This is a genomic window from Streptomyces gottesmaniae (genome assembly GCF_031845845.1).
GTDB lineage: Bacteria > Actinomycetota > Actinomycetes > Streptomycetales > Streptomycetaceae > Streptomyces > Streptomyces akebiae.
Window position 1 is genome coordinate 91,440 of the sequence record NZ_JAVRFJ010000009.1, and the last position, 24,129, is coordinate 115,568.

25 protein-coding genes are annotated in these 24,129 nt (G+C 70.3%); 3 read left to right on the forward strand and 22 right to left on the reverse strand.

The window, feature by feature from the left end; translation table 11 throughout:
• Window positions 1-12: 12 nt before the first annotated feature.
• A complete protein-coding gene (locus tag RM704_RS12645) occupies window positions 13-1,158 on the forward strand; it encodes an LOG family protein (protein WP_033526950.1) in 1,146 nt (381 codons plus the stop codon).
• Window positions 1,159-1,263: 105 nt separating this feature from the next.
• Complete coding sequence (locus RM704_RS12650) at window positions 1,264-2,010, forward strand: LAETG motif-containing sortase-dependent surface protein (protein WP_033526949.1); 747 nt, start codon at window positions 1,264-1,266, stop codon at window positions 2,008-2,010.
• A 72-nt stretch (window positions 2,011-2,082) separates the two neighbouring features.
• Here RM704_RS12650 and RM704_RS12655 read toward each other — a convergent pair whose 3' ends face one another.
• The 10 genes from RM704_RS12655 to rpsB all read right to left on the reverse strand — a co-directional run bounded on the left by RM704_RS12655 (window position 2,083) and on the right by rpsB (window position 12,976).
• Window positions 2,083-2,898 carry a maleylpyruvate isomerase family mycothiol-dependent enzyme gene (locus RM704_RS12655; RefSeq protein ID WP_033526948.1) on the reverse strand — a complete coding sequence of 272 codons (816 nt, stop codon included), beginning with the start codon at window positions 2,896-2,898 and terminating at the stop codon, window positions 2,083-2,085.
• 11 nt (window positions 2,899-2,909) lie between these two features.
• A complete protein-coding gene (locus tag RM704_RS12660; protein ID WP_033526947.1) occupies window positions 2,910-3,944 on the reverse strand; it encodes an ABC transporter ATP-binding protein in 1,035 nt (344 codons plus the stop codon).
• Complete coding sequence (locus tag RM704_RS12665; protein WP_033526946.1) at window positions 3,944-5,542, reverse strand: ABC transporter permease; 1,599 nt, start codon at window positions 5,540-5,542, stop codon at window positions 3,944-3,946. The genes RM704_RS12660 and RM704_RS12665 overlap by 1 nt, the downstream gene beginning before the upstream one ends.
• A gap of 116 nt (window positions 5,543-5,658) precedes the next feature.
• Window positions 5,659-6,753: a thiamine ABC transporter substrate-binding protein gene (locus tag RM704_RS12670; protein WP_078937083.1), complete on the reverse strand. Its 1,095-nt coding sequence runs from the start codon at window positions 6,751-6,753 to the stop codon at window positions 5,659-5,661.
• Between the two features lie 214 nt (window positions 6,754-6,967).
• Window positions 6,968-8,074, reverse strand: coding sequence for a dual-specificity RNA methyltransferase RlmN (rlmN, locus tag RM704_RS12675; protein WP_033526944.1), 1,107 nt, complete (start codon window positions 8,072-8,074; stop codon window positions 6,968-6,970).
• Between the two features lie 194 nt (window positions 8,075-8,268).
• Window positions 8,269-9,387: a phosphatidate cytidylyltransferase gene (locus RM704_RS12680; RefSeq protein WP_107072268.1), complete on the reverse strand. Its 1,119-nt coding sequence runs from the start codon at window positions 9,385-9,387 to the stop codon at window positions 8,269-8,271.
• Window positions 9,387-9,944: a ribosome recycling factor gene (gene frr / locus RM704_RS12685; RefSeq protein ID WP_033526942.1), complete on the reverse strand. Its 558-nt coding sequence runs from the start codon at window positions 9,942-9,944 to the stop codon at window positions 9,387-9,389. The genes RM704_RS12680 and frr overlap by 1 nt, the downstream gene beginning before the upstream one ends.
• A 155-nt stretch (window positions 9,945-10,099) precedes the next feature.
• Entirely contained in the window at window positions 10,100-10,858 is a 759-nt protein-coding gene (gene pyrH, locus RM704_RS12690) for a UMP kinase (RefSeq protein WP_033526941.1), read from the reverse strand.
• Window positions 10,859-11,053: 195 nt separating this feature from the next.
• On the reverse strand, window positions 11,054-11,890 hold the full coding sequence (gene tsf, locus RM704_RS12695; protein ID WP_033526940.1) for a translation elongation factor Ts: 837 nt from the start codon (window positions 11,888-11,890) through the stop codon (window positions 11,054-11,056).
• Between the two features lie 159 nt (window positions 11,891-12,049).
• On the reverse strand, window positions 12,050-12,976 hold the full coding sequence (rpsB, locus tag RM704_RS12700; protein ID WP_033526939.1) for a 30S ribosomal protein S2: 927 nt from the start codon (window positions 12,974-12,976) through the stop codon (window positions 12,050-12,052).
• A 283-nt stretch (window positions 12,977-13,259) separates the two neighbouring features.
• On the opposite strand from rpsB, the gene RM704_RS12705 reads away from it, so the two are divergent.
• On the forward strand, window positions 13,260-13,874 hold the full coding sequence (locus RM704_RS12705) for a murein hydrolase activator EnvC family protein (protein WP_033526938.1): 615 nt from the start codon (window positions 13,260-13,262) through the stop codon (window positions 13,872-13,874).
• Window positions 13,875-13,944: 70 nt separating this feature from the next.
• Here the strand turns inward: RM704_RS12705 and RM704_RS12710 are convergent, their stop codons facing one another.
• From RM704_RS12710 to rplS, 12 genes are all read right to left on the reverse strand, one after another.
• Window positions 13,945-14,502 (reverse strand): TetR/AcrR family transcriptional regulator, encoded by a 558-nt coding sequence (locus RM704_RS12710; RefSeq protein ID WP_033526937.1) that lies wholly within the window; start codon window positions 14,500-14,502, stop codon window positions 13,945-13,947.
• A gap of 165 nt (window positions 14,503-14,667) precedes the next feature.
• On the reverse strand, window positions 14,668-15,504 hold the full coding sequence (gene whiG, locus RM704_RS12715) for an RNA polymerase sigma factor WhiG (protein WP_033526936.1): 837 nt from the start codon (window positions 15,502-15,504) through the stop codon (window positions 14,668-14,670).
• Between the two features lie 272 nt (window positions 15,505-15,776).
• Window positions 15,777-16,940 (reverse strand): DNA-processing protein DprA, encoded by a 1,164-nt coding sequence (dprA, locus tag RM704_RS12720; RefSeq protein ID WP_033526935.1) that lies wholly within the window; start codon window positions 16,938-16,940, stop codon window positions 15,777-15,779.
• Between the two features lie 29 nt (window positions 16,941-16,969).
• Window positions 16,970-18,592, reverse strand: a complete 1,623-nt coding sequence (locus RM704_RS12725) for a YifB family Mg chelatase-like AAA ATPase (RefSeq protein WP_033526934.1) — start codon at window positions 18,590-18,592, stop codon at window positions 16,970-16,972.
• The gene (locus RM704_RS12730; protein ID WP_033526933.1) at window positions 18,592-19,017 is read right to left on the reverse strand and encodes a YraN family protein; all 426 of its coding nucleotides are present in this window, start codon (window positions 19,015-19,017) and stop codon (window positions 18,592-18,594) included. Before RM704_RS12730 ends, RM704_RS12725 begins: the two co-directional genes overlap by 1 nt.
• 129 nt (window positions 19,018-19,146) lie before the next feature.
• Window positions 19,147-19,455, reverse strand: coding sequence for a DUF2469 domain-containing protein (locus RM704_RS12735; RefSeq protein ID WP_005311352.1), 309 nt, complete (start codon window positions 19,453-19,455; stop codon window positions 19,147-19,149).
• Window positions 19,456-19,511: 56 nt separating this feature from the next.
• A complete protein-coding gene (locus tag RM704_RS12740; RefSeq protein WP_033526932.1) occupies window positions 19,512-20,051 on the reverse strand; it encodes an NUDIX hydrolase in 540 nt (179 codons plus the stop codon).
• Window positions 20,041-20,787 (reverse strand): signal peptidase I, encoded by a 747-nt coding sequence (gene lepB, locus RM704_RS12745; protein ID WP_033526931.1) that lies wholly within the window; start codon window positions 20,785-20,787, stop codon window positions 20,041-20,043. Before lepB (RM704_RS12745) ends, RM704_RS12740 begins: the two co-directional genes overlap by 11 nt.
• Before the next feature lie 80 nt (window positions 20,788-20,867).
• A complete protein-coding gene (gene lepB, locus RM704_RS12750; RefSeq protein ID WP_033526930.1) occupies window positions 20,868-21,764 on the reverse strand; it encodes a signal peptidase I in 897 nt (298 codons plus the stop codon).
• Complete coding sequence (lepB, locus tag RM704_RS12755; protein ID WP_033527026.1) at window positions 21,730-22,869, reverse strand: signal peptidase I; 1,140 nt, start codon at window positions 22,867-22,869, stop codon at window positions 21,730-21,732. Before lepB (RM704_RS12755) ends, lepB (RM704_RS12750) begins: the two co-directional genes overlap by 35 nt.
• Window positions 22,862-23,590 carry a signal peptidase I gene (gene lepB / locus RM704_RS12760; RefSeq protein WP_033526929.1) on the reverse strand — a complete coding sequence of 243 codons (729 nt, stop codon included), beginning with the start codon at window positions 23,588-23,590 and terminating at the stop codon, window positions 22,862-22,864. The genes lepB (RM704_RS12755) and lepB (RM704_RS12760) overlap by 8 nt, the downstream gene beginning before the upstream one ends.
• 57 nt (window positions 23,591-23,647) lie before the next feature.
• Entirely contained in the window at window positions 23,648-23,998 is a 351-nt protein-coding gene (rplS, locus tag RM704_RS12765; protein ID WP_033526928.1) for a 50S ribosomal protein L19, read from the reverse strand.
• Window positions 23,999-24,129 lie beyond the last annotated feature (131 nt).

A 24,129-nucleotide genomic window follows, 5' to 3' on the forward strand; every position in this document is an offset into this window, starting at 1 on the left:
TAGCATGGGCGGGTGCAGACGATGCCCGCCCACGCGGCCCACCACGACGACCACGAGATCGAGACGATCGAGGAGTTCGACGCGATCGTCTCGGCGCGCGGCACCCTCGCCGGATTCCGGATCCAGGCCGTCGATCTGACGGACCGTACGCGTGAACTGCTCGCCACCGACACGGCGGAGGCCGTCTTCCTGGGCTGCCCGATGCGACCGGAGGCGGCGGCGAAGATACGCACGGACGGCGCCCTGGTCTTCCCGCCCGTCCCCGGCCTGCCCTTCGACCCGTACCGGGGCCTGCTCTACACCCCCGACGAACTCTTCGCGTCCCTGTCCGACGGCGGTTACGAGGCCACGCCCGACGCCGTCGCCTACGCCTGGTTCCAGCGCACCAAGGCCGACCGGGACGTCTACGCCTCCATGCTGCGCGCCGTCCACGACGACTCCGTCTCGGACGCCCTCGACGAACTCCTCGCCGGTGCCCGGGTGGTGGGCGTGATGGGCGGCCACGCGATGGCACGTGGCACCGAGGCGTACGAGGGCGCCGCCCGCCTCGGCCGCACTCTGGCCCGCTCGGGTCTCAAGGTCGCCACCGGCGGAGGTCCGGGCGCGATGGAGGCGGCGAACCTGGGCGCCTACGCGGCCCCGTACGACGACGAGATGCTCGCCGAGTCGCTGCAACTGCTGGCGAAGGCACCGAAGTTCACCCCGTCGATCACCGACTGGGCGAGCGCCGCCTTCGAGGTGCGCACCCGCTGGCCGAGGGGCGGCCCCTCCGTCGGCATCCCCACCTGGTTCTACGGCCACGAGCCGCCGAACCCGTTCGCCTCGCACATCGCCAAGTACTTCGCCAACGCCACCCGCGAGGACGGCCTCCTCGCCCGCTGCGGCGCCGGCGTCGTCTTCCTGCCCGGAGCCGCCGGAACCGTGCAGGAGATCTTCGACAACGCGACCCCCAACTACTACGAGTCGCGCGGCGAACCGACCCCCATGGTCCTCGTCGACCGGGCCCATTGGACGGAGAGGCTACCGACCTGGCCGCTGCTGCGATCGCTGGCGCGGGGCCGTTCGATGGAGGCCCGGATCGCCCTGGTCGACCGGATCGAGGAGGCACCGGAGGCTCTGGCACGTCTCGGGGACCGCTCAAACACTTCTTCGGATTGACATGACTTATGGCGCGCTTATAAACCTGTGAGGCACATGGGGAAGCCGCTCCCCCAGCGGCCCTCCGTCACCCCCACTCCCCTGTGCTTCCCGTGAAGGGCAAACGTGTCCATATCTCCCCGTAGCGCGCGGACTTCGCGCTCCATCGGTGTCGCTTTCGCGTCCGCCGCACTCGTGCTCGGTGTCGCGGGCAACGCCATGGCCTGCAGCATCAAGGACTTCTCCGCCGTCGCCGAGTGCGACGGCGACAAGGGCGTCATCCGGGTGACCGACGTGGACCCGCTGGGCGTCAAGGCCGAGATCACGGTCTACCTGGAGAACAACGGGGCCGACCTGCGTATGGTCGGCAGCCGGACGATCGAGGACTCGACCGCCCAGGGTGTCACCGTCACCTTCGACGAGGACTGGGAGCCGAACGCCGAGTACCGCATCCACGTCGAGGCGAAGGACTACGTCGACGAGGACCTGCCGATCCTGGTGGCCCCCGCCGACGCCTGCACGGCCGAGGCCATCACCCCACCGGCCGCGTCCAAGGCCCCGGGGAAGTCGGCGAACAGCAACAAGGACAAGGACAACAAGGACAAGGACAAGGAGGAGAAGGAGGCGAAGGGGCAGGACGAGGGCGAGCCGTCCCAGGCCGAGACCTCCGCCACACCGTCCGGGTCCGAGGGCACCGTGCCCGCGGGTTCGAACGGTGACAACGCCCCCTCCCCCGAGGGCGACTCCAACCTCGCCGAGACCGGTGGCGACTCCAACACCGGCACGATCGCCGCTGCCGCGGCGGCCCTGGTGGCTCTCGGCGCCGGTGCCGTGTACTACAGCATGCGGCGGCGTGGGGCCTCCACACGCTGATCCCTGTTCGTCAGGGCCGTGGCCCGTACCCCTTCACCACGGGGTACGGGCCACTCGCCGCTCCGGGCCCACTCAGCCGAACGTGGCCCGCTTGAGCCAGAATTCCAGCAGCTCCCGGTCCCCCAGCACCTGCAACTCACCACTGTCCAAAGGCAGTCGGCGATAGAAGGCCAGCAGCACTTCGGTGAGCGGGCCACGCAGCGCCACCGTCGCCTTCTCATGACCGCGCCGCCAACGCACCACGTCCTCGGTCAACTCGACCACCCACTCGGCGTCGAACTCGGCGGCCGTGTCGGTGGCATGAAGGTGGATGCTGCGCCCCGGACCACGCAGTTCGGCCGCCTCGTCGTGCGGGACGGTCCGCTGCACGAACTCGACGATCTCCAGCCACTCGTCGATCGCGTCGGCGGCGATCTCCGGCGCCACCTCGACCGCCCGTCCGACGGTGAGCGCGGCATCGGCTCCGTGGACGACCAGTTCGAGGGCCACCCGGCGGGCCCAGAAGCCCGCGCTGTGCTCCCACCCCCACGACCACACGGGCGCCTCGGGGCCCGCCTCGCGCAGGGTGGCCACGGCCATCTCACCGCACTCCGCGAGCCAGGCGTCCAGCGCCGCCGGGTCCCCCTGCGGCTCCGGCCCCTCGTACAGCGGGACGTCCGCCTCGGGGACCTCCTCCTTCGCCCGGGTCCGTACGTTCAGTTCGACCCAGCGCATGGCACCGCCGGTGTGCCGCAGCAGCTGCTCCAGCGACCAGTCGGGGCAGGTCGGCACGGTCGCCGACAGATCGGCGCCGGAGGTCACCAGGCCCCGCAACTTCCGTACCTGCAGCTCGATCTCGGCACAGTAGCGCTCATGCCGCGCCCGGGGTTCTTGCGTACGCATCGCCATGATGCCGCACCTTATGCGGCGGGACCGGCTCCCAGCACGACAATTTCGTCCCCGTCGAAGCTCACGCCGACCTCGTCCCCGGGCTCCGGAGCGTCCCGCAGCGCGCACGCCGCCTCCAGTCGCGGGGCGCCCTCCGGCTGGAGGTGCAGCGCGACATGCGTGCCCCGGAACGTGCGCGCGGCCACCGTGCAGCGCAGCCCGTCGGCCGCGCCCACCAGTCGTACGCCGGCGGGCCGCACGAGCAGCGCGCACGCCCCCTGCGGTGACCCCTCCGGCACCGGCACCTTGCCCCACACCGTGTCCGCCGCCTGCCCGGTCACCGTCGCCTCGACCACGTTGTCGAAGCCGAGGAAACGAGCCACGAACTCGTCCACCGGCCGACACCACACCTCAAGGGGCGTACCGGACTGGGCGATCCGCCCGTCACGCATCACCACGACCCGGTCGGCCAGCGCGAAAGCCTCGCCCTGGTCGTGCGTGACCGCCAGCACGGTCGTGCCCAACTCCCCGAACAGCTCACGGAGTTCGACGACCAGGCGCTCCCGCAGCGACCGGTCCAGCTGGCCGAGGGGCTCGTCGAGCATCAGCAGCCGGGGGCGCGGCGCGAGGGCCCGGGCCAGCGCCACCCGCTGCTGCTCACCGCCGGACAGCTCCCCGACGCGCCGGCGCGCGGCCCCGTGCAGTCCCACCAGCTCCAGCAACTCCTCCACGCGAGCGGCCCGTTCGCTCTTCGCCGCGCCGTGCATACGGGGCCCGAAGGCGACGTTGCCGGCGACGTCGCGCTGGGGGAAGAGCTGGTGGTCCTGGAACATCAGGCCGACACCACGTTTGTGGGCGGGCACGCCTCGCTGGTCCAGCCCGTCGAGCGACACCCGCCCGCCGTCGAGGGGTTGGAGCCCGGCCACCACCCGCAACAGCGTCGACTTGCCGCTGCCGCTGGGCCCCAGCACACAGACGATCTCGTGCTCGGCGACCTCCAGGTCGACCCGGTCGAGCACGGGCCGTCCGTCGAATCGTACGGTCGCGTCCTCAAGCCTGAGCAACATCAGAACTCCCCCGTGCGATCGGTGCGCAGGCGTTCCAGCACCAGCAGGGACACCGCGCACACCACCATCAGAATCGTCGAAAGGGCCATCGCCTGGCCGTAGTTGAGTTCACCGGGCCGTCCGAGCAGCCGCGCCACGGCGACCGGCAGCGTCGGATTGTCGGCGCGCGCGATGAACACGGTCGCCCCGAACTCCCCGAGCGACACGGCGAAGGCGAACCCGGCCGCGACGAGCGACGCCCGTCGCACCATGGGCAGATCGACCTCGCGCCACACCCGCCACGGCGACGCGCCGAGCACGGCCGCGGCCTCCCGCAGCCGTTCGTCCACCGCGCGGAGCACGGGCAGCATGGTCCGCACGACGAAGGGGACGCCGACCAGGGCCTGCGCGAGCGGTACGAGGATCCACGACGACCGCAGGTCCAGCGGCGGCTCGTCCAGAGCGATCAGGAACCCGAAACCGACGGTCACCGCGGACACCCCGAGCGGCAGCATCAGCAACGCGTCGAAGCCCCGCACGAGTCGGCCCGCCCGCCGGGTGAGCGCGGCGGCGGCGAGTCCGCCGACGAGCAGGGCGATGGCGGTCGCGGCAGCCGCGTAGCGCAGCGAGTTCCCGATCGCCTCGATCGGCGCGACCAGGAAGATCCCGCTCTCGTCACTGGTCAGCGCCTTGTACGAGCCGAAGCCGGGGGCGTCGAACGACCGCTCCACCAGCACGCCCAACGGCAGCAGGATCAGCACGACGACGGTCGCCAGGACCGTGCCCAGCAGTGCCCACTGCCCCGCCCCGCGCGGTCGACGGGCGGTGAGCGAGGCGTCCACCAGGCGCAGGGCGGTCTCCCGCCGCCGTACGGTCGCGGCGTGCACGGCGAGGATCAGCCCGACCGCGACGAACTGCACCAGCGTCAGTACGGCGGCGGTGGACAGGTCGAAGATCTCCGAGGTCTGGCGGTAGATCTCGACTTCGAGCGTGGAGAAGGTCGGCCCGCCGAGGATCTGCACGACCCCGAACGAGGTGAAGGTGAAGAGGAAGACCATCAGCGCCGCGGCGGCCACGGCGGGCGCGAGCGCCGGGAGGGTCACCTTGCGCCAGGCCGCGAGCGGGGAGGCGCCGAGCATCCGCGCGGCCTCCTCCTGCCGGGGATCGAGCTGTGCCCAGAGGCCGCCGACCGTCCGTACGACGACCGCATAGTTGAAGAACACATGAGCGAGGAGAATCGCCCAGACCGTCGTGTCCAGCCGTACGCCCCACAGCTCGTCGAAGAGCCCGCCGCGCCCGACCAGTGCCAGGAACGCCGTTCCGACGACCACGGTGGGCAGGACGAACGGCACGGTCACGACCGCCCGCAGAAAATCCTTGCCCTTGAAATCGAAGCGCGCGAACACATACGCGCCGGGGAGCGCGATCACCAGCGTGAGCGCGGTCGAGACGAACGCCTGCCAGGTGGTGAACCACAGCACGTGCCGGATCCCCGGGTCCCCCAGCACCTCCCCGATCCGCCCGAGGTCCCAGCTCCCGCCTGCCTTCAGCCCCCGGGCGACGATCGCCGCGACGGGATAGGCGAAGAACACCCCGAAGAACGCGACGGGCACCGCCATGAGCCCGAGCCGCGCCGCGCCCCCCGGCCGACCGGAACCCGGTCGGCGAGGTCGAGGCGGCGCGGCCACGACGGGCTCGTCCGACGCGGCTGCCGCGGCCGGCTCGGCTGACTCGGTTACTTCAGTACGAGTGAGGTCCACGACTTGACCCACTGGTCACGGTTCTCGGCGATCTTCTTCGGCGCCATGGTCTCGGGGTCCTTCGCCGCGGGCCCGTACTCGGTGAACTCTGGGGGTACGGACGCCCCCTCGACCACCGGGTACACGAACATGTTGAGCGGCATGTCCTCCTGGAACCGCTTCGAGATCAGGAAGTCGATCAGCGCCTTGCCGCCCTCGGCGTTCCTCGCGTTGCTCAGCAGCCCCGCGAACTCGATCTGCCGGAAGCAGGTGCCCTCGGCGACCCCGGTGGGCGCGGTCTTCGGCCGCGGGTCCGCGTAGACGACCTCGGCGGGCGGCGAGGAGGCGTACGACACGACGAGAGGCCGGTCGCCGCCCGCCTTCTTGCCGTCCGTCGACCCGGAGAACTCCTGGTAGTACGCCTGCTCCCAGCCGTCGACGACCTTCACGCCGTTGGCCTTGAGCTTCTCCCAGTAGCCCTCCCAGCCGCCGTCGCCGTACTTCGCGGCCGTGCCGAGGACGAAGCCGAGCCCCGGTGAGGAGGTGGAGGCGTTCTCGGTGACCAGCAGGTCCTTGTACTCGGGCTTGATCAGATCGTCGAACGACCGCGGCGGCTCGATCTTCTTCTCGCTGAAGTAGGCCTTGTCGTAGTTGACGCAGATGTCACCGGAGTCGATGGGCGTGACCCGGTGCTCGTCCTTGTCCAACTGGTACTCGGCACCGACCTTGTCGAGCCCCTTCGCCTCGTACGGCTGGAAGAGGCCGTTGTCGAGCGCGCGCGAGAGCAGTGTGTTGTCGACGCCGAAGAAGACGTCGCCCTGCGGGTTGTCCTTGGTCAGGATCGCCTGGTTGACGGCCTGCCCCGCGTCCCCGCTCTTGAGGACCTTGACCTTGTACCCGGACTCCTTCTCGAACGCCTTCAGCACGTCCTTGGAGTAGGCGAAGGAGCCGTGGCTGACGAGGGTGACGGTCTTGGAGCCGCCGGAGCCGGAGCCGGTGTCGTCCGAGGACGAGCCGCACGCGGACAGCGTGACGAGCCCGAGGCCGACGACGAGAACCGTTGCTCTCCTGGTGATGCCCACTGGTTTCATTCCTCCTGGAAGTGACCAGGAAGAGACGCGGCCCCGCCCGGGTCCTTCGTCGCTTCGAAGGCTCCCGGGCAGGGCGCAACAGCTTGAGTGATGACCGAACTTCCTACCCAGAATGACCTGGGCGAGGTTCAGAGGGTCTGCGGCCCGGATGCCGCACTCTCAGCGCTGTGGCGCTCCCCTGTCGGAATATGAATATGTACGTACGGGTCTCAGACTACCTCTCGGTCGCCGCGAGCTGACCGCACGCCCCGTCGATCTCCTGCCCCCGGGTGTCCCGGATGGTCACCGGCACACCATGGGCGGCGATGGCCTCGACGAACGCCTTCTCGTCCTCGGGCCGGGAGGCGGTCCACTTGGAGCCCGGAGTCGGGTTGAGCGGAATCAGGTTCACATGCACCGGCTTGCCCTTGAGCAGCCGGCCCAGCCGGTCGCCGCGCCACGCCTGGTCGTTGATGTCCCGGATCAGCGCGTACTCGATGGACAGCCGACGCCCGGACCTGGCCGCGTACTCCCACCCGGCGTCCAGCACCTCGCGCACCTGCCACCGGGTGTTCACGGGGACGAGCGTGTCACGCAGCTCGTCGTCCGGGGCGTGCAGGGAGATGGCGAGCCGACACTTGAACCCCTCGTCGGCGAACCGGTGGATGGCGGGCACCAGCCCGACCGTCGACACGGTGATCCCGCGCTGCGACAGCCCCAGTCCGTCCGGCTCCGGATCGGTGAGCCGGCGAATGGCCCCGACGACCCGGTTGTAGTTGGCGAGCGGCTCGCCCATCCCCATGAAGACGATGTTGGAGAGCCGCGCGGGCCCGCCGGGAATCTCCCCGTCCCGCAGCGCCCGCATCCCGTCGACGATCTGATGGACGATCTCGGCGGTGGACAGATTTCGGTCGAGACCCGCCTGCCCCGTGGCACAGAACGGACAGTTCATTCCACACCCGGCCTGCGAACTGATGCACATGGTGACCCGGTCCGGGTACCGCATCAGCACCGACTCGACGAGCGTCCCGTCGAACAGCCGCCACAGCGTCTTGCGCGTGGTCTCCTGGTCGGTCGACAGATGCCGCACGACCGTCATCAGCTCGGGAAGCAGCGCCTCCTGGAGCTTCGCCCGCGCACCCGCGGGGATGTCGGTCCACTGCTCCGGGTCGTGCGCGTACCGCGCGAAGTAGTGCTGCGAGAGCTGCTTGGCGCGAAACGGCTTCTCCCCGATCGCGGCCACAGCCTCCTTCCGCTCCACAGGCGAAAGATCAGCAAGATGCCGCGGCGGCTTCTTGGCTCCGCGGGGGGCGACGAATGTGAGTTCTCCGGGTGCAGGCATAACCCTCCCAGTGTCGCAGATCGAATCGTGTGACCCGTCCCCGTCAGAAGGCCGGCCTCAAAGCCGGTCCCAACGCCGTTCCCAGCGCCATCCCCAGGGCCGGTCGGAAGCCCGACGTTCCCGCACGCGTGGGGCCCCCGCCCCGGAGAACCAGGACGAGGGCCCGCGCACAGCACGTGGTCGCGACCGGCCGGTCAGCCGGAGCCCACGAAGAGCACCAGCAGGAGCCAGACCACAGGGGCGGTCGGGAGGAGGGAGTCCAGGCGGTCCATGATGCCGCCGTGGCCCGGCAGGAGCGTGCCCATGTCCTTGATGCCGAGGTCCCGCTTGATCATGGACTCGCCGAGGTCGCCCAGCGTGGCGCTGGCCGCGACGGCGAGGCCGAGGAGCAGGCCCTGCCACCAGGCCCCGTCGTCGATGACGAACTCCATGAGCAGCGCGCCCGCGACCATGGCGAAGGCGATCGCGCCGAGCAGCCCCTCGCGGGTCTTGCCGGGGCTGATGCGCGGCGCGAGCTTGTGCGTGCCGAACCGCCAGCCGACGGCGTACGCGCCCGTGTCGCTGACGACGGTCAGCACCAGGAACACCAGGACCCGCTGCGGCCCGTCGTCGGCGGTGAGCATGAGCGCGACGAAGGTGGCCAGGAACGGCACGTAGAAGGCCGCGAAGACCCCCGCCGTGACGTCCTTCAGGTAGTTCTCCGGCGGTTCGGTCATCCGCCAGACCAGAACGGCGAGCGCGGTGAGCGCCATCGCCACCCACGCGCCCTCGGGCCCGCGGACGTACCCGGCGACGACCATGGCGGCCCCGCCGACCGCGAGCGGCACGAGGGGCGCCTTGATGCCCTTGCGTTCCTGCAGGCGCGAGGTGAGCTCCCACAGACCGACGACGACGGCGACTGCTATCACGCCGACGAACGCGGCCTTGACGATGAACAGCGACGCGACGATGACCGCACCCAGCGCGACGCCGACACCTATGGCGGCGCCCAGGTCACGGCCCGCGCTCTTCTTCTGCGGGGCGGGCTGCGGGGCGTCGGGCATGGGCTCCGGCTTCTGCGGCGCCGCCCCGTGGGGCCGCGCCGACGGCGTCTCGTCACCGAACGGGGGACCGGCCTGCCGAGCGGCCCCCCGATCGTCGTCCTGGTTCCCGCCATGCGCGGGTACGTCGGGCACGATGGGCATGGGGCGAGTCTGCTGGGCCTCAGGCGCATCGTACGTGGGACCCGCCGGGGCATGCCCCTGGACAGGTCCCCGGTCGGTCGGCGCCCAGTACCCGGCTTGTGGCGGCGCCCCCCAGGAAGAGTCGTTCATCAGACCTCGAGGAGCTCCGCTTCCTTGTGCTTGAGCAGCTCGTCCACCTGGGCGACGTACTTCGCGGTGGTGTCGTCGAGCTCCTTCTCCGCACGGCGGCCCTCGTCCTCGCCGACCTCGCCGTCCTTGACGAGCTTGTCGATCGCGTCCTTGGCCTTGCGACGGACCGAGCGGATGGACACCTTGGAGTCCTCCGCCTTGCTCTTGGCGACCTTGATGTACTCGCGGCGGCGCTCCTCGGTCAGCTCGGGGAACACCACTCGGATGATGTTGCCGTCGTTGCTCGGGTTGACGCCGAGGTCGGAGTCGCGGATCGCCTGCTCGATGTTGCGCAGGGCGGTCTTGTCGAACGGGGTCACCACGGCCATGCGCGGCTCCGGCACCGAGAACGAGGCGAGCTGGTTGATCGGCGTCAGTGCGCCGTAGTAGTCAGCCACGATCTTGTTGAACATCGCCGGGTGCGCACGACCGGTGCGGATCGCGGCGAAGTCGTCCTTGGCGACCACGACGGCCTTCTCCATCTTCTCCTCGGCCTCGAGGAGGGTCTCTTCGATCACCACTTGCTCCTGCGTGTCTTGAGTAGGCCCGGCAGCTGTACTTGGTCACGTCGGCGGCCGGCTGCGTCGCGTCTTGTTCCTGCACGGTTCCCGACCGGCAGGACATTGTCCATCCTCCGGTCAGGCTCCGTCCCCCGGGCAGGGGAAGGACCCGGTCAGGCCCGGCTTCCCTGATCACCCACGAGAGTGCCGATCTTCTCACCCTTGACGGCCCGCGCGATATTGCCCTCCTTGAGAAGCTCGAACACGACGATCGGGAGCTTGTTGTCACGGCAGAGCGTGATCGCGGTGGCGTCGGCGACCTTCAGCTCGCGGGTGATGACCTCGCCGTAGCCGAGGGAGTCGAACTTGACCGCGTCCGGGTTGGTCTTGGGGTCGGAGTCGTAGACCCCGTCCACGCCGTTCTTGCCCATCAGCAGCGCCTCGGCGTCGATCTCCAGGGCGCGCTGGGCGGCGGTGGTGTCGGTGGAGAAGTACGGCATGCCCATGCCGGCGCCGAAGATGACCACACGGCCCTTCTCCAGGTGGCGCACGGCACGCAGCGGGATGTACGGCTCGGCGACCTGACCCATGGTGATGGCGGTCTGGACGCGGCTGTCGATCCCTTCCTTCTCCAGGAAGTCCTGGAGGGCGAGGCAGTTCATGACCGTGCCGAGCATGCCCATGTAGTCGGAGCGGGCCCGGTCCATGCCACGCTGCTGGAGTTCGGCGCCGCGGAAGAAGTTGCCGCCGCCGATGACTACGGCGATCTCCGCGCCGTCGCGTACGACGGCCGCGATCTCACGGGCGATCGCGTGCACCACGTCGGGGTCGACGCCGAGGCCACCGCCCCCGGAGAACGCTTCTCCGGACAGCTTCAGCAGAAACCGGCCGCTCAATTTGCCGTCGTCGCTCTTCTGGGGCTTGGTGGTCATGGGGATCTCGCCTCTTTACGTGTCGCACATACGAAGAAGGCCATTGCCGGTGGGGTGGTGTTCGCATCCCATGCGCGGCAATGGCCTCCTCGTCAGATCTGCTGTCGTCCGTATCGCGTCACGCGCGCACGGGGCGGCGTACGCGAACGACTGCACTCGACCCTATCGGGGCCGGGCGCTGGTCGCGTAACGGACTCAGATGCCGACCTTGATACGCGTGAAGCGCTTCAGGGTGACACCGGCCTCGTCCAGCACCTTCTGGACCGACTTCTTGTTGTCCAGCGCGTAGGGCTGGCCGAGCAGCGTGGCGTCCTTGAAGAAGCCGTTGAGGCGACCCTCGACGATCTTCGGCAGGGCGGCCTCGGGCTTGCCCTCGGCGCGGGTGGTCTCCTCGGCGACGCGGCGCTCGGACTCGACGACCTCGGCCGGCACGTCCTCCTTGGAGAGGTACTTCGGCGCGAAGGCGGCGATGTGCTGGGCGACACCCTTGGCGAGGTCGGCGTCGGCCTTGTCCAGCTCGACCAGGACACCGATCTGCGGGGGCAGGTCGGGCATGGTGCGGTGCATGTAGGCGTAGACGAAGCCGTCGGCGAACTGCGCGAAGCGGTCGAGAACGATCTTCTCGCCGAGGTTGGCGTTGGCCTCGTCGACGTACGCCTGGACGGTCTTGCCGGCCTCGATCTCGGAGGCGAGCAGGGCGTCGAGGTCGGCCGGGGAGGTCGCGGCGACGTGCGCGGCGATGGCGTTCGCGGCGGCCTGGAACTTCTCGCCCTTGGCGACGAAGTCCGTCTCGCACTTCAGCTCGACGAGGACACCGGAGGTGTTGTCGTCGGCGATGATGGAGACCACGGCGCCGTTCTCGGCGGAGCGGCCCTCGCGCTTGGCGACGCCCTTCTGGCCCTTGATGCGCAGGGCCTCGACGGCCTTGTCGACGTTGCCCTCGGCCTCGTCCAGCGCCTTCTTGCAGTCCATCATGCCGGCGCCGGTGAGCTCGCGGAGCTTCTTGACGTCGGCGGCGGTGTAGTTCGCCATGATCTGTGAATCTCTTCTCGGAGTTCGAAGTCTCGAAGTCGGCGTCCGCCGCCGCTCGTAGGGCGGGCGCCCGCCGAAGATCTACGGGCTGTGGGTGAACGGCGGGTGGCGCGCTCGGCGCCACCCGCCGTCATGTCGACAGCCCTACGACCGTGAAGGTCAGGCCTGCTCGGCGTCCGCGGCCGGAGCCTCGGCGGCGGGGGCCTCGGCAGCGGCCTCGGCCGGAGCCTCGGCGGGGGCGTCGGCAGGAGCCTCGGCCGGGGCCTCGGCGGCAGCCGGAGCCTCAGCGGCGGCCGGAGCCTCGTCGGCCTTCTTCTCGCCCTCGAGCAGGTCGCGCTCCCACGCGGCCAGCGGCTCGCCCGCGGCCTTGTCACCCTTGCCCTCGGTGGCGACACGCGAGCGGGAGATGAGGCCCTCGGCGACCGCGTCGGCGATCACACGGGTGAGCAGCGTGACGGAGCGGATCGCGTCGTCGTTGCCGGGGATCTTGTAGTCGACCTCGTCGGGGTCGCAGTTGGTGTCGAGGATGGCGACGACCGGGATGTTGAGCTTCCGGGCCTCGCCGACCGCGATGTGCTCCTTCTTGGTGTCCACGATCCAGACGGCGCTGGGCACCTTCTGCATCTCGCGGATACCACCGAGGGTCTTCTCCAGCTTGGCCTTCTCGCGCGAGAGCACGAGGAGCTCCTTCTTGGTGAGACCCGACGCGGCGACGTCCTCGAAGTCGATCTGCTCGAGCTCCTTGAGGCGCTGCAGACGCTTGTAGACGGTCGAGAAGTTGGTGAGCATGCCGCCCAGCCAGCGCTGGTTGACGTAGGGCATGCCGACGCGGGTGGCCTGCTCGGCGATGGCCTCCTGCGCCTGCTTCTTCGTGCCGACGAACATGACCGTGCCGCCGTGGGCGACGGTCTCCTTGACGAACTCGTAGGCGCGGTCGATGTACGACAGCGACTGGAGCAGGTCGATGATGTAGATGCCGTTGCGCTCGGTGAAGATGAAGCGCTTCATCTTCGGGTTCCAGCGACGGGTCTGGTGACCGAAGTGGACGCCGCTCTCCAGCAGCTCCCGCATCGTGACGACGGCCATGGCCGTTCTCCTTGTGTTTCTCGGTTGTGCCGCGAGAACCGGACGGCTCCCGCGCCTGACGCCCGCGATGCGCCGTTGCCACGAAGGACCGAGGGGCGCTGATACGGACCGTCCGACGAATCTGACGGACCTCGTACCGGGGCGTGCGAAGTCGACCCGGTGACCCGGATCGCCACCAGAAGTGTACGGGACCCAGGAGGCCCCGGGTGACGCCGATATCCACAACCGACGAGTACTCCACAGATCCCGGCCATGATCGCGCCACTCGCGGGACGCTTCCCCCATGTCCGACGAAATGCCCGATGGGCCCACACCCGCACGACGTACCGGCACGTGGCCGACCCTGCTGCTGTGCCTGATGTCGGCGCTCCTGCTGACGGCCTGGACCACGGCACCCCGCGCGGCCCCGGGACAGGACGCCGCCCCGGCGCCACCAGCCGCCGAGGAACCCGTCCCCGCCGTGGCCCGCGCCTGGCCCGTCGGTCTGCGGCCCCTGGTGACACGGGCCTGGGAGCCCCCGCCGACCCCCTACGCCCGAGGTCACCGGGGCGTCGATCTTGCCGCGCGGCCCGGTTCCCCGGTCCGCGCGGTGGCCCCGGGCCGCGTCTCGTTCGCGGGCCGGGTGGCGGGCCGAGGAGTCGTCTCGGTCGAACTGACCGGCACCGGCGACCCGCCCCTGCGCACGACCTACGAACCGGTCCGGACCTCGGTGAAGAAGGGCGCCGAGGTGACGGCGGGCACCCCCCTGGGCACTGTGGAGGCCAGCCCTTCGCACTGCCCGACGGCATGCCTCCACTGGGGCCTGCGCAGAGGGGACACCTACCTGGACCCACTCACGCTGCTACCGCCCTCGCTGCTGCGAATGGGCCCGTCACGCCTGCTGCCGGTGCCCGAGTAGCCAGGCCGTCGCAGGTCGCCGCCCTGGGCACCCTCCACGAGACGCTGCCTCGCCCCCGGGCGCCGCGGCCTCAGCCCCGCACACCGCGCAGCGCCATGGCCACAGCCGCCTCGGTGATCGCGGAGGGGTCCTCGGCCGCTCCCAGCTCGATACGCCGCACAGCCGCGTCCACGACCCCCTGCAACAGCATCGCCCCCAACCGGGGTTCCGCCTGCCCGAGGTCCGCCAGAGCTTCCACGATCATCGCGACGAGCCCCCCGTGCGCCGCCCGGATCTTCTCCCGCGCGCCGGCGTCCAACTCGCTCGCCGAGATCGCCACCACGGCCCGATGCCGCCGGTCCCCGACCAGCTCCAACTGCTTGCGGACGTACGCCTCGACCTTGCCCTCGGGCCGCTCGACCGCGGCCATCGCCGCCTCGACCTCCGCCGCCCACACGGGAAAGTCGACCTCGCACAGCTCCTCGACGACGGCGGCCCGCGACCGGAAGTACTCGTACACGGACGACCGCGCCAGCCCCGTGCGCTCGGCGAGGGCGGGGAACGTCAACGCCTCCGTCCCACCCTCGGACAACAGCGAGCGAGCCGCGTCCAGCAGGGCGGCTCGCTGCATCGACCGGTGCTCGGCCACGGAGGCCGCTCGAATCCTTGGCACGTCATCCACTTTACGGACGTACCGCCACCCACGGGAGTGCCTTCCCCGACGCGCCCTCGCCGCAGGCCGCCCTGCACCCCTTCGGCCCGCACCCGCCCCCATCGCCGGCCACCCGTCGACATCCGGCCGGATCCGAGCGGGTCAACGGCCGAAACTCGCCAGCTTCGCCCGCAGCTGCAGCACCGATTTCGTGTGGATCTGACTCACCCGGCTCTCGGTGACCCCCAGCACGTTCCCGATCTCCGCGAGGGTGAGCCCCTCGTAGTAGTAGAGCGTGACGACGGTCTTCTCCCGCTCGGGCAGCGTGTTGATGGCCCGAGCCAGGAAACGGCGCAGCTCCCGGTCCTCGGCGACCTCGACCGGATTGTCCGCGGCGGTGTCCTCCAGCGTGTCCATCAGGCTCAGCCGGTCGCCGCCCTCGCCCCCGACATGCAGCAGCTCCTCCAGCGCCACCACGTTGGCCAGCGACAACTGACTGAAGACCGCGTGGAGTTCGTCGACCGCGATGCCCATCTCGGCGGCGACCTCGCCCTCGCTCGGGGTGCGTCTGAGCCGTGACTCCAGCGTGGCGTAGGCCCGCTCGACATTGCGGGCCTTCTGCCGGACCGACCGGGGGATCCAGTCCAGCGCGCGCAGTTCGTCGATCATGGCACCGCGGATCCGGGTGATCGCGTACGTCTCGAACTTGATCTCCCGGTCGATGTCGAACTTCTCGATCGCGTCGATGAGCCCGAAGACCCCGGACGAGACGAAGTCCGCCTGCTCGACGTTGGTCGGCAGGCCGACGCTCACCCGGCCCGCCACGTACTTCACCAGCGGTGAGTAGTGCAGGATCAGCTGCTCGCGCAGCCGGTCGTCGCCCGTCGTCTTGTACGTCCGCCACAGCTCGTCGAGTGTCGAGGGGGCGGGTGGGCGCACGGTGCCGCGAGCGGCGGAGGGTAGCGCCGCCCGGTCAGACCCGGAGGTGTGCTGGGGCATTCGTCGCCTTGTGCCGTTCTGCCGTGAACTGGGGGTGCCTGGGTGAGCTGTCGGTCTGATGTCGAGTTGCCTGTCCTGAGTCGGAATCCTCGTGAGCGTAGCGTGACTGGGGAGTCGCAGTGCGCGAAGGCCGAGGGATCGCCGGTGCGCAGATACGTTCCGCTGGACGCCCCACCGGGTCACGACAATCGCGCTGCGCGGACTCTCCGACGCACCAACTGCCAGAAACCGCAAGGCCGTCGGCGTTCCCCCGGACGGCCGAACACGCTCCGTCAACCCGACCTCCGATCGGGCGAGACGGAGATCATCGCCTGGCGTGTCAACTTCCAGCCGTCGCCGTGTCGTTCGACGTAACCGAGTGCGCGCAGTTCGTACAGCCTCCCGACCGCGTCGTCGACGGTCGTCCCCGCCTCTCGGGCGATGTCGTCGGGCACCGCGCCACCCTGCCCCGGCAAGGCGGCCAGCACCTGCCGCGCTCCGGGTTCCAGCAGGTCACGGGGGAGTACGGGACCCCGGCGGTCGGGCGCGAGCTCTCCCATGTCACCCACCAGCTCCACGACTTCGGCGGCGTCGGACACGAGGGCGGCGCCGCCCCGCAGCAGGTCGTGCACGCCGGCCGAGAGCGCCGAGGTGGCGGGTCCCGGCACCCCCATGGTGAACCGGCCCAACCGCTGTGCCGCCCGCGCCGTGACCAGCGCACCGCTGCGGTAGGCGGCCTCCACGACCACGGTTCCCCTGGTGAGCGCGGCGATGACCCGGTTGCGCAGAATGAACCGGCTCGGCGTCGGGTGCTCCCCCGGCGGCAACTCCCCCACCACCAGCCCCTGTTCCGCGATCCTGCTGATCAGCTGGACATGCCCCCGGGGATACGGCCGGTCCACCCCGCAGGCCAGCACGGCGACGGTCGCGCCGCCGGCCCCGAGCACGCCCCGGTGCGCGGCGCCGTCCACGCCGTACGCGCCCCCGGACACCACCACCCACCCCCGCTCGGCCAGCCCCGCGCCCAGTGCCGACGCCATGTGCGCCCCGTACTCCGTACAGGCCCGCGCCCCCACGACGGCCACCGACCGCAGCGCCCACATCCGTACGTTCGCCGCCCCTCGCACCCACAACCCCACCGGCCGGCCGTCCCCGAGGTCGTCGAGCTGGCGGGGCCACTCCCCGTCACCGGGGACGAGGAACCGGACTCCGGCGTCCCGCGCCTGTGCCAGGTCGCCTGCGGGATCGGCCCGTCCGGCTCGGGCGCACAGGCCCGCCCACCGCTTCTCGGAGGCCTGTGGCAGCGGTCGCCCGCCCCCGGAGACCCTCCGCACCACTTCCCGGGCCCCGAACTCCCGCAGCCATCGCCCGCCGAGTTCGTCGCCGGGTTCGAGGACGCGGGCCAGGAAGGCCCGGTCGAGCCGCTCGCCGTCCGGCACCCCTCCGCCGCCCGTCATGGCACGCCCACCCATGAACGTCTCGGGCCTCACGTCAGCGCGCCGATCGCCATCGGCACCCCGCGCGGCACTCCGGTGCGCAGTTGCAGAGCCAGATCGACGTCCGTCGCGTCGGGGCGGTCATGGCCGACGAGGTCGGCGATGGTCCAGGCGACCCGGAGCACCCGGTCCAGTCCGCGCGCGGTCAGTACGCCCCGCTCCAGGCAGCGCTCGGCCTCGTCCATGGCGCCTGGGGCCGCATGCCACCGGCTGCGCAGTTCGCGCCCCGGTACTTCGCTGTTCGTCCGCCAGGGCGTGCCCATCAGTCGTTCGGCCGCTCGTTCCCTCGCCGAGCGCACACGGTCGGCCACCGTCGCCGTGGACTCGCCCCGGGCCCCCCGCCCGGTGAGTTCGGTCCGGGTGACCCGGTCGACCTCGACCCTCAGGTCGACCCTGTCCAGCAGCGGCCCGGAGAGCCGGGCCTGATAGCGGCGGATCGCCGCGGACGGGCACTCGCACAGGTCGTCCGTCCGCGAGAACCGACCACAGGGGCAGGGATTGGCGGCGAGGACCATCAGGAACTTCGCCGGGAACCGGACCACTCCCGCGCTGCGCGCGATCACGACGTGCCCCGCCTCCAGCGGCTGCCGAAGGGCATCCAGGGCATGGCTGCTGAACTCAGGGGTCTCGTCGAGGAAGAGCACCCCGCGGTGGGCGAGAGAGACCGCTCCGGGGCGGGCGATGCCCTGCCCGCCGCCGACCAGGGACTGCATCGTGGCCGAGTGGTGGGGGGCGCAGTAGGGCGCGTCGTCGACCAGGGGCTTGCCGGGAGGCAGCAGACCGGCGATCGAGTGGACCGCCGTGACCTCCAGCGACTCCTCCCTGGCCAGCTTCGGCAGGATGGCCGGCAGCCGCTCCGCGAGCATGGTCTTGCCCGCCCCGGGTGGCCCTTCGAGGAAGAGGTGGTGTCCACCGGCTGCGGCGACCTCCACCGCGGTCCGGGCCGCGAGCTGACCGACGACATCGGCGAGATCATGGCCATGGTCCTGTTGTGCGGCTCCTGCCGTGTGCACGCCCGTGGCCGCCCCCGCGCCCGGCAGGCGGAGTCCCGCCATGAGCGGGTCCGGGCGTCCCTCGTCGGGCTCCTCGTCCGGCACGGGTTCGTCCGCGAGCACGGCGATCAGTTGCCGCAGGGTGCGCACCCCCAGTACCGAGACACCAGGCACCAGCGAGGCCTCTGCCGCCGCGCACTCCGGCACCACCACCTGCTCGTATCCGGCCTCGGCGGCCGCCAGCACGGCGGGCAGGATGCCCCGCACCGGCCGGACCCGGCCGTCGAGCCCCAGCTCTCCGATCATCACGATGTCGGAGAGCACCCGCGGATCGATCCGCTCGGAGGCCCCCAGTACCGCGCAGGCAACCGCCAGATCGAAGCCACTGCCGGCCTTCGGCACCGACGCCGGACTGAGCCCCACCGTCAACTTCTTCTGCGGCCATTCGGCGCCCGAGTTGACCAGGGCCGCCCTGACCCGGTCCTTGCTCTCCGTCAGGCTCTTGTCCGGCAGTCCTACCAGCGTGAAGGCCGCCACGCCCGGTTCCAGATCGGCCTGGACCTCGACGACGACTCCCTCGACGCCGACGAGGGCCACGGAGCACGTGCGGGCGAATCCCATCAGGCCACCCCCCGCACGTGCTCCACGACGGGGGCCCCGCGGTCGGGGAGGACGACACCGACCACGTCGATGCGGACGCCGCCCGGTGGGCTCCCTCCGTGCTCCTGGAGCCAGCGTTCGGCGAGGCCGCGCAGCCGTTCGGCCTTGGTCGTCGTGACGGCCGCCATGGGATGTCCGAAGGGGCCTGCCCTGCGGGTCTTCACCTCGCAGACGACCAGCGCGTCCCCGTCGCGGGCCACGATGTCGATCTCGCCGGTCCTGCCGCCGCGCCAGTTGCGCTCCAGGACCGTCATCCCGGCCGCGACCAGCCGCCGCGCGGCCAGCTCCTCGCCGTACCTGCCGAGCGCGCCCCGGGCGTTGTCGCCGCGGTTCCCGCCGCCTCGTGCCTCGCTCCGGCGCGCGTCGTCGCCTCGTGCCTTGCTCATGTCGGCACCACCTCCGGCGCCAACACTGAGGGCGGCTCAGCCCGCTATTGGATCTTGGTGGACAAGTAGCCGGTTGTGGACAACTTCATCACCCACACGAAGGACGACCGCCTCGGCGTCGAGTCGGCCTCAGCTGCCCGGCAACTCCAGATCGCTCTTGTTCAGCTCCTCGATGTTCACGTCCTTGAACGTGAGCACCCGCACCTGCTTCACGAACCGAGCCGGCCGGTACATGTCCCACACCCAGGCGTCCGCCATCGACACCTCGAAGAACACCTCGCCCTGGACCGAGTGCACCTGCATCTCATAGTCATTGGTGAGATAGAAGCGTCGCTCGGTCTCGATCACGTATTTGAACAGACCGACGACATCGCGGTACTCCCGGTAGAGCTTCAGCTCCATCTCGGTCTCGTACTTCTCGAGGTCCTCGGCGCTCATGGCATGTTCCCCTTCAGCCGTGCGATCCCACCATTGTGCGCCAGTCCCGCGAGCCCCTAGACAATTTCGGTGTCGAGGACCACGGGTCTGGCAGGGGGACCCTCGTCGAGCAGTGTGCGAAGCAGTTCGGCGAGTCTGGTCGGGTACACCGTCTCATGCGTCCGGGCCAGTTCCCCGCACGTCCACCAGCGTGCTCCGGCCACACTGCGCCGTTCCAGCTCCGTGAGACCCGCCGCGACGGGCGCCACCTGAAGCGTTTCGGGGGTCCGGGCGAGGTAGTACCACTCGTCCTGGTCCCAGCGGCGTCCGGCGAAAGGGAAGGAGCACATCCGCCGCCAGAGCACGGGGCCGAGCTCCACGTCCGTGATCCCGGTCTCCTCCACCAGTTCCCGCAGGGCGGCCTCCTCGCGGGTCTCCGTGCCCTCCACGCCGCCGCCGGGCGTGAACCACCAGTCGTCGGCAGGATCGTCCGGCTCGTGCCCGTGCAGCAGCAGGATGCGCTCCTGCGGATCCAGCAGGATCACCCGGGCCACCCTGCGCAGTCCGCCCTCGTACGTGTCCGCGGACGGGTCCCCGTTCGTGTCCTCAGGCGACACCGGCCGGCTCCGCCTGCGTCGTACGGCCGCGTCCGCCGACGCGCTTGGCGACGGGCCCGTAGGCCGCGCCGCCCAGTACGAGCACCATGCCCACGACCAGCGCGGCGGTGATCAGCCGCAGCGGGCCGGGAGAGGAGAGCGCGCCCAGCTCCTCGAAACCGGTGGGGCGGGCCAGCATGCCGTCCATGGGCCAGACGACGGCGTCCACGCGCGCGTCCACATGGGTGCGCGGCACCGTTCCGTTGCCGGCCTCCGTGAGGTGGGCGGTGGAGTCCAGGGAGCCGCTGCGCTCGTCACCGAGGAGGAACAGCCGGCCCTGGGGAACGGTGATCTCCGGGATGCCGGTCAGCTCGGCCTGCTGGCCCTCGGGGAGGTACCCCTCGTCGATCTGCTTGCCGTTGACGGTCAGCTTGCCGTCGGTGCAGCAGGCGACCGTGTCCCCGCCCACCGCGACGACCCGCTTGACCATGGGGGCGTTGCCCCAGCTCTCCTGCCGGAAGACCACGACGTCACCACGCTTGATCTCGGAGCCGTCCACCCGCTCGGCGAGTATGCGGTCCCCGGAGGTGATGGTGGGGGACATCGAGTCGGTCGGCACGGTGTAGGGCGCGTAGGCGACCGCGCCCCAGAGGAAGCCGCCCAGGAAGAGCACACAGCCGAGGGCCACGGCCAGTCCCGACAGCTTGCTGCCGAGCCGTCCGCGGCCCTCGTCCGTACGACTTGTCGTCCCGCTCATCCCAGTGCTCCCCCAGGTCGGAGAATCGACCGTCCGGGCCCCGAGCGGGCCGCGGAAGATCGGCGATCTGGGACGGCACCCTACCCGGCGGTACCCGTGCCAGAAACCCTCGGGCTTTCGGTGGCCAGAAGGCGGCGTCGGCGCCACAGCACCAACGGCACCGCGCCCGCGAGGCCGAGCGCGCCGGGGGCGGCGGCGCTCAGGTTCTGGTCGAACGTGTCGGGAACCGGCAGCGTGGACCAGCGGGTGGGAGGCCAGGCGACCACGATGGCGCGGCCCACGACCTGGCTCACGGGGACCATGCCCTTGTTCTTGTCGTTCTGGTGGTAGCGGGAGTCCAGCGAGTTCTGCCGGTGGTCACCCATGACCCAGATTTTGCCCTCGGGCACCTTCACCTTGAACTGGCCGCCGGTGTCGTCGACCGTGCAGGGGGTGTTGCCCGGGTACACGTACGGCTCGTTCAGCGCCTTGCCGTTGACCCTGAGCGGGCCGGTGCCCTTGCACTCCACGGTGTCGCCGGCCACACCGACGACCCGCTTGATGAGGTCCTTCTCCTCGGCGGACGGCATCAGGCCGATCCAGCCGAGGACGCGCTGCACGGCGTTGGGCTCCAGGGTGGGCTCGCCGTCCAGCCAGCCGGCCGGGTCGTGGAAGACGACGACCTCGCCGCGCTCGGGCTCCGAGCCGAACCACGGGGTGAGCTTGTCGACCAGGACCCGGTCGCCCTCCTGCAGGGTGTTCTGCATCGAGTCGGAGGGGATGGAGAACGCCTGCACCAGGAACGTCTTGATCAGCAGCGCGAGCACCAGCGCGATACCGATCAGGATCGGCAGTTCCTTCCAGAAGGAACGCTGCTTCTTCCTGGGTCGCTCGTCCTGGTCGCCGTCGCCGGCCGAGGTCCGGGCGCCGTTCTCGCCGTCCGTCGCGTCGCCGTCCGGGGAGTCACTCCCGGAGCCGGCGGGACCCTCGGAATTCACGGCGCTCTCCACGTCCTCCACGTTCTCCGCGGCCGGGGAAGCCGCCTCGTCGGATCGCTCCGGCCGTTCTTCGGAACCACCGTGTCCGGACCGTGCGCCGACCGCCAAATCCCCCACATCCACTCCTCACTCCGTACCGCCGCCCGCGCCACAGCCGGTGCAGGCCCACCACTCCCATAACGAGCGGGAGTTCCGCAGGGGTCGGGAGAGGGATCAATCCGTTTCGATCCGCCGAGGCCACCCTATGCGAACCGCCGAGAGCGGTGGTCGACCCGCTCGGCACGGCGGAGAACGTGTCAGGCTCCTCCAACTGCCCCCAGTGGCCGACCGGCCAGGCGATGACGACGGCCCGGCCGACGACGGAGGCCTCCGGCACCGTACCGCCGAACTGAGCGGTCTTCGAATCGTCGGACTGATGGGCGCGCGAGTCGGCGGAGTTCTCCCGGTGGTCGCCCATCACCCAGAGGCGGCCCTGTGGCACGGTCACCTCGAACCGCTGGGTCGAGGGCTGGTTGCCGGGGTGGATGTACGCCGTCTCGTCCAGGGGCATGCCGTTGACGGTGACGCGGCCCTGGGTGTCGCAGCACTTGACGGTGTCACCGCCGACCGCGACGACCCGCTTGATCAGGTCCTTCTCGTCGTCGGAGGGGAGAAGGCCGATGAACTGCAGACCTTCCTTTATCTGCTTGATGACGATCGGGTCCTCGGTGACGGCCGTCGTCTGCTCGTCCTCCAGCCAACCGCCCGGGTCCTTGAAGACGACGACGTCACCCCGGGTGGGCTTGGAGCCGAACCAGGGCGTGAGCTTGTCGACCAGGACCCGGTCGCCGATCTGGATCGTCTGCTCCATGGAGCCCGACGGGATCACGAACGCCTGGACGAGGAAGGTCTTCAGGACCAGGGCTATCAGGACGGCGACACCGACGAGGAGCGGGATCTCCTTGACCGCGGAGCGACGTCTGCGCCGCTTGATCTTGCGGGCCAGCTTGCGCCGCTCGACCCGGCTCGGCCGGGCGGCACCCCCGGACCGCCGGGTGCCGGTGGGCAGCAGATTGTCGGCCGCGGTGCTGGCAGGGGCACCGCGGGGTTTGCCGCGGTTACCCATGCGCACCGCCGGCGGCGGGCACACGCGCGTACGCGTCGGGGCGGTCCAGCCGCGTCCAGTGGTCTGCGGGCCAGGCGATCCACTCGGCCCTGCCGATCACGGAGACGAGAGGGACCATGCCGCCGCCGGGGGACCCGAGATGGTCACGGGAGTCACTGGAGTCACTGCGGTGGTCGCCGAGGAGGAACAGTCTGCCCTCGGGGACGACCACGTCGAAGGGTACGTTCGACGGGCTGTCGCCCGGGTACAGAAACGACGACTCGTCGACCCACCGGCCGTTCACCTCAAGCCTCCCCTCCTGGTCGCAGCAGACCACCCGGTCTCCCCCCACGCCGACAACGCGCTTGACGTAGTCGGCGTTCCCGAAATAGCCGGTGCCGTCGAACACGACGACGTCACCGCGCTGCGGCTCAGATCCGAAACGGTACGCCAACTTATTTACGAGAACGCGGTCCCCGATCCTCAATGAGTCGGCCATGGAGCTGCTGGGAATCTGGAACGGCTGCATCACGAAGTTGCTGAAGAGCGCCAGAAAAAGCAGGCAGATCAGCACGGTCAGGGTGTATCTGCCGCCCGGCACCGACGCGGTGGTCCGGTCCACCCACGCGAAACGCGACCGCTCCTCCGACCCTCCTGTGTCGGAGATCTCCTCGGAGACCTCGACGCCGGAAGGGCGGGGGGAACGGTCGCGCTCCATGTGCTGCTGTGCTTCGGTGTCCATCGGGGCCAGATCGTATCCGGCCCCGGTGTGACGACCTCTTGTGACTCGAACGCGCGATCAGTTGTCGCGCTTCTCCTTGATCTTCGCCGCCTTGCCGCGCAGCTCGCGCAGGTAGTACAGCTTGGCGCGACGGACGTCACCGCGGGTCACGAGCTCGATCTTCTCGACGATCGGGGTGTGCACCGGGAAGGTGCGCTCGACGCCGACGGAGAACGAGACCTTGCGGACCGTGAAGGTCTCGCGGACACCGGCGCCCTGGCGACGGATCACCACGCCCTTGAACTGCTGCACACGGGAGCGGTTGCCCTCGATGACGCGGACGTGGACGTTGACGGTGTCACCCGGGCGGAACGCCGGGATGTCGCTCCGCAGCGAGGCGGAGTCGAGGGAGTCGAGCAGGTGAGACATTTCGTCTGCTTTCTTCGCCCATGCCACAGGTCATAGGCGGGAGCTAGGTGTTACGAGAGGATGCTGTCCGGGTCGGGGCGGGCGTCGTGTCCCCCTGTGGCAGGGGCGCGCGCCGGACGACGCACAACAGC

Excerpts from the sequence above, each read along its gene's own strand:
- RM704_RS12655 (WP_033526948.1), bottom strand. The coding sequence starts at position 2,898 with ATGGCGATGCGTACGCAAGAACCCCGGGCGCGGCATGAGCGCTACTGT.
- RM704_RS12660 (WP_033526947.1), bottom strand. The coding sequence starts at position 3,944 with ATGTTGCTCAGGCTTGAGGACGCGACCGTACGATTCGACGGACGGCCC.
- RM704_RS12665 (WP_033526946.1), bottom strand. The coding sequence starts at position 5,542 with ATGGCGGTGCCCGTCGCGTTCTTCGGGGTGTTCTTCGCCTATCCCGTC.
- RM704_RS12670 (WP_078937083.1), bottom strand. The coding sequence starts at position 6,753 with ATGAAACCAGTGGGCATCACCAGGAGAGCAACGGTTCTCGTCGTCGGC.
- rlmN (WP_033526944.1), bottom strand. The coding sequence starts at position 8,074 with ATGCCTGCACCCGGAGAACTCACATTCGTCGCCCCCCGCGGAGCCAAG.
- RM704_RS12680 (WP_107072268.1), bottom strand. The coding sequence starts at position 9,387 with ATGAACGACTCTTCCTGGGGGGCGCCGCCACAAGCCGGGTACTGGGCG.
- pyrH (WP_033526941.1), bottom strand. The coding sequence starts at position 10,858 with ATGACCACCAAGCCCCAGAAGAGCGACGACGGCAAATTGAGCGGCCGG.
- tsf (WP_033526940.1), bottom strand. The coding sequence starts at position 11,890 with ATGGCGAACTACACCGCCGCCGACGTCAAGAAGCTCCGCGAGCTCACC.
- rpsB (WP_033526939.1), bottom strand. The coding sequence starts at position 12,976 with ATGGCCGTCGTCACGATGCGGGAGCTGCTGGAGAGCGGCGTCCACTTC.
- RM704_RS12705 (WP_033526938.1), top strand. The coding sequence starts at position 13,260 with ATGTCCGACGAAATGCCCGATGGGCCCACACCCGCACGACGTACCGGC.
- whiG (WP_033526936.1), bottom strand. The coding sequence starts at position 15,504 with ATGCCCCAGCACACCTCCGGGTCTGACCGGGCGGCGCTACCCTCCGCC.
- dprA (WP_033526935.1), bottom strand. The coding sequence starts at position 16,940 with ATGACGGGCGGCGGAGGGGTGCCGGACGGCGAGCGGCTCGACCGGGCC.
- RM704_RS12725 (WP_033526934.1), bottom strand. The coding sequence starts at position 18,592 with ATGGGATTCGCCCGCACGTGCTCCGTGGCCCTCGTCGGCGTCGAGGGA.
- RM704_RS12730 (WP_033526933.1), bottom strand. The coding sequence starts at position 19,017 with ATGAGCAAGGCACGAGGCGACGACGCGCGCCGGAGCGAGGCACGAGGC.
- RM704_RS12735 (WP_005311352.1), bottom strand. The coding sequence starts at position 19,455 with ATGAGCGCCGAGGACCTCGAGAAGTACGAGACCGAGATGGAGCTGAAG.
- lepB (WP_033526931.1), bottom strand. The coding sequence starts at position 20,787 with ATGAGCGGGACGACAAGTCGTACGGACGAGGGCCGCGGACGGCTCGGC.
- lepB (WP_033527026.1), bottom strand. The coding sequence starts at position 22,869 with ATGGGTAACCGCGGCAAACCCCGCGGTGCCCCTGCCAGCACCGCGGCC.
- lepB (WP_033526929.1), bottom strand. The coding sequence starts at position 23,590 with ATGGACACCGAAGCACAGCAGCACATGGAGCGCGACCGTTCCCCCCGC.
- rplS (WP_033526928.1), bottom strand. The coding sequence starts at position 23,998 with ATGTCTCACCTGCTCGACTCCCTCGACTCCGCCTCGCTGCGGAGCGAC.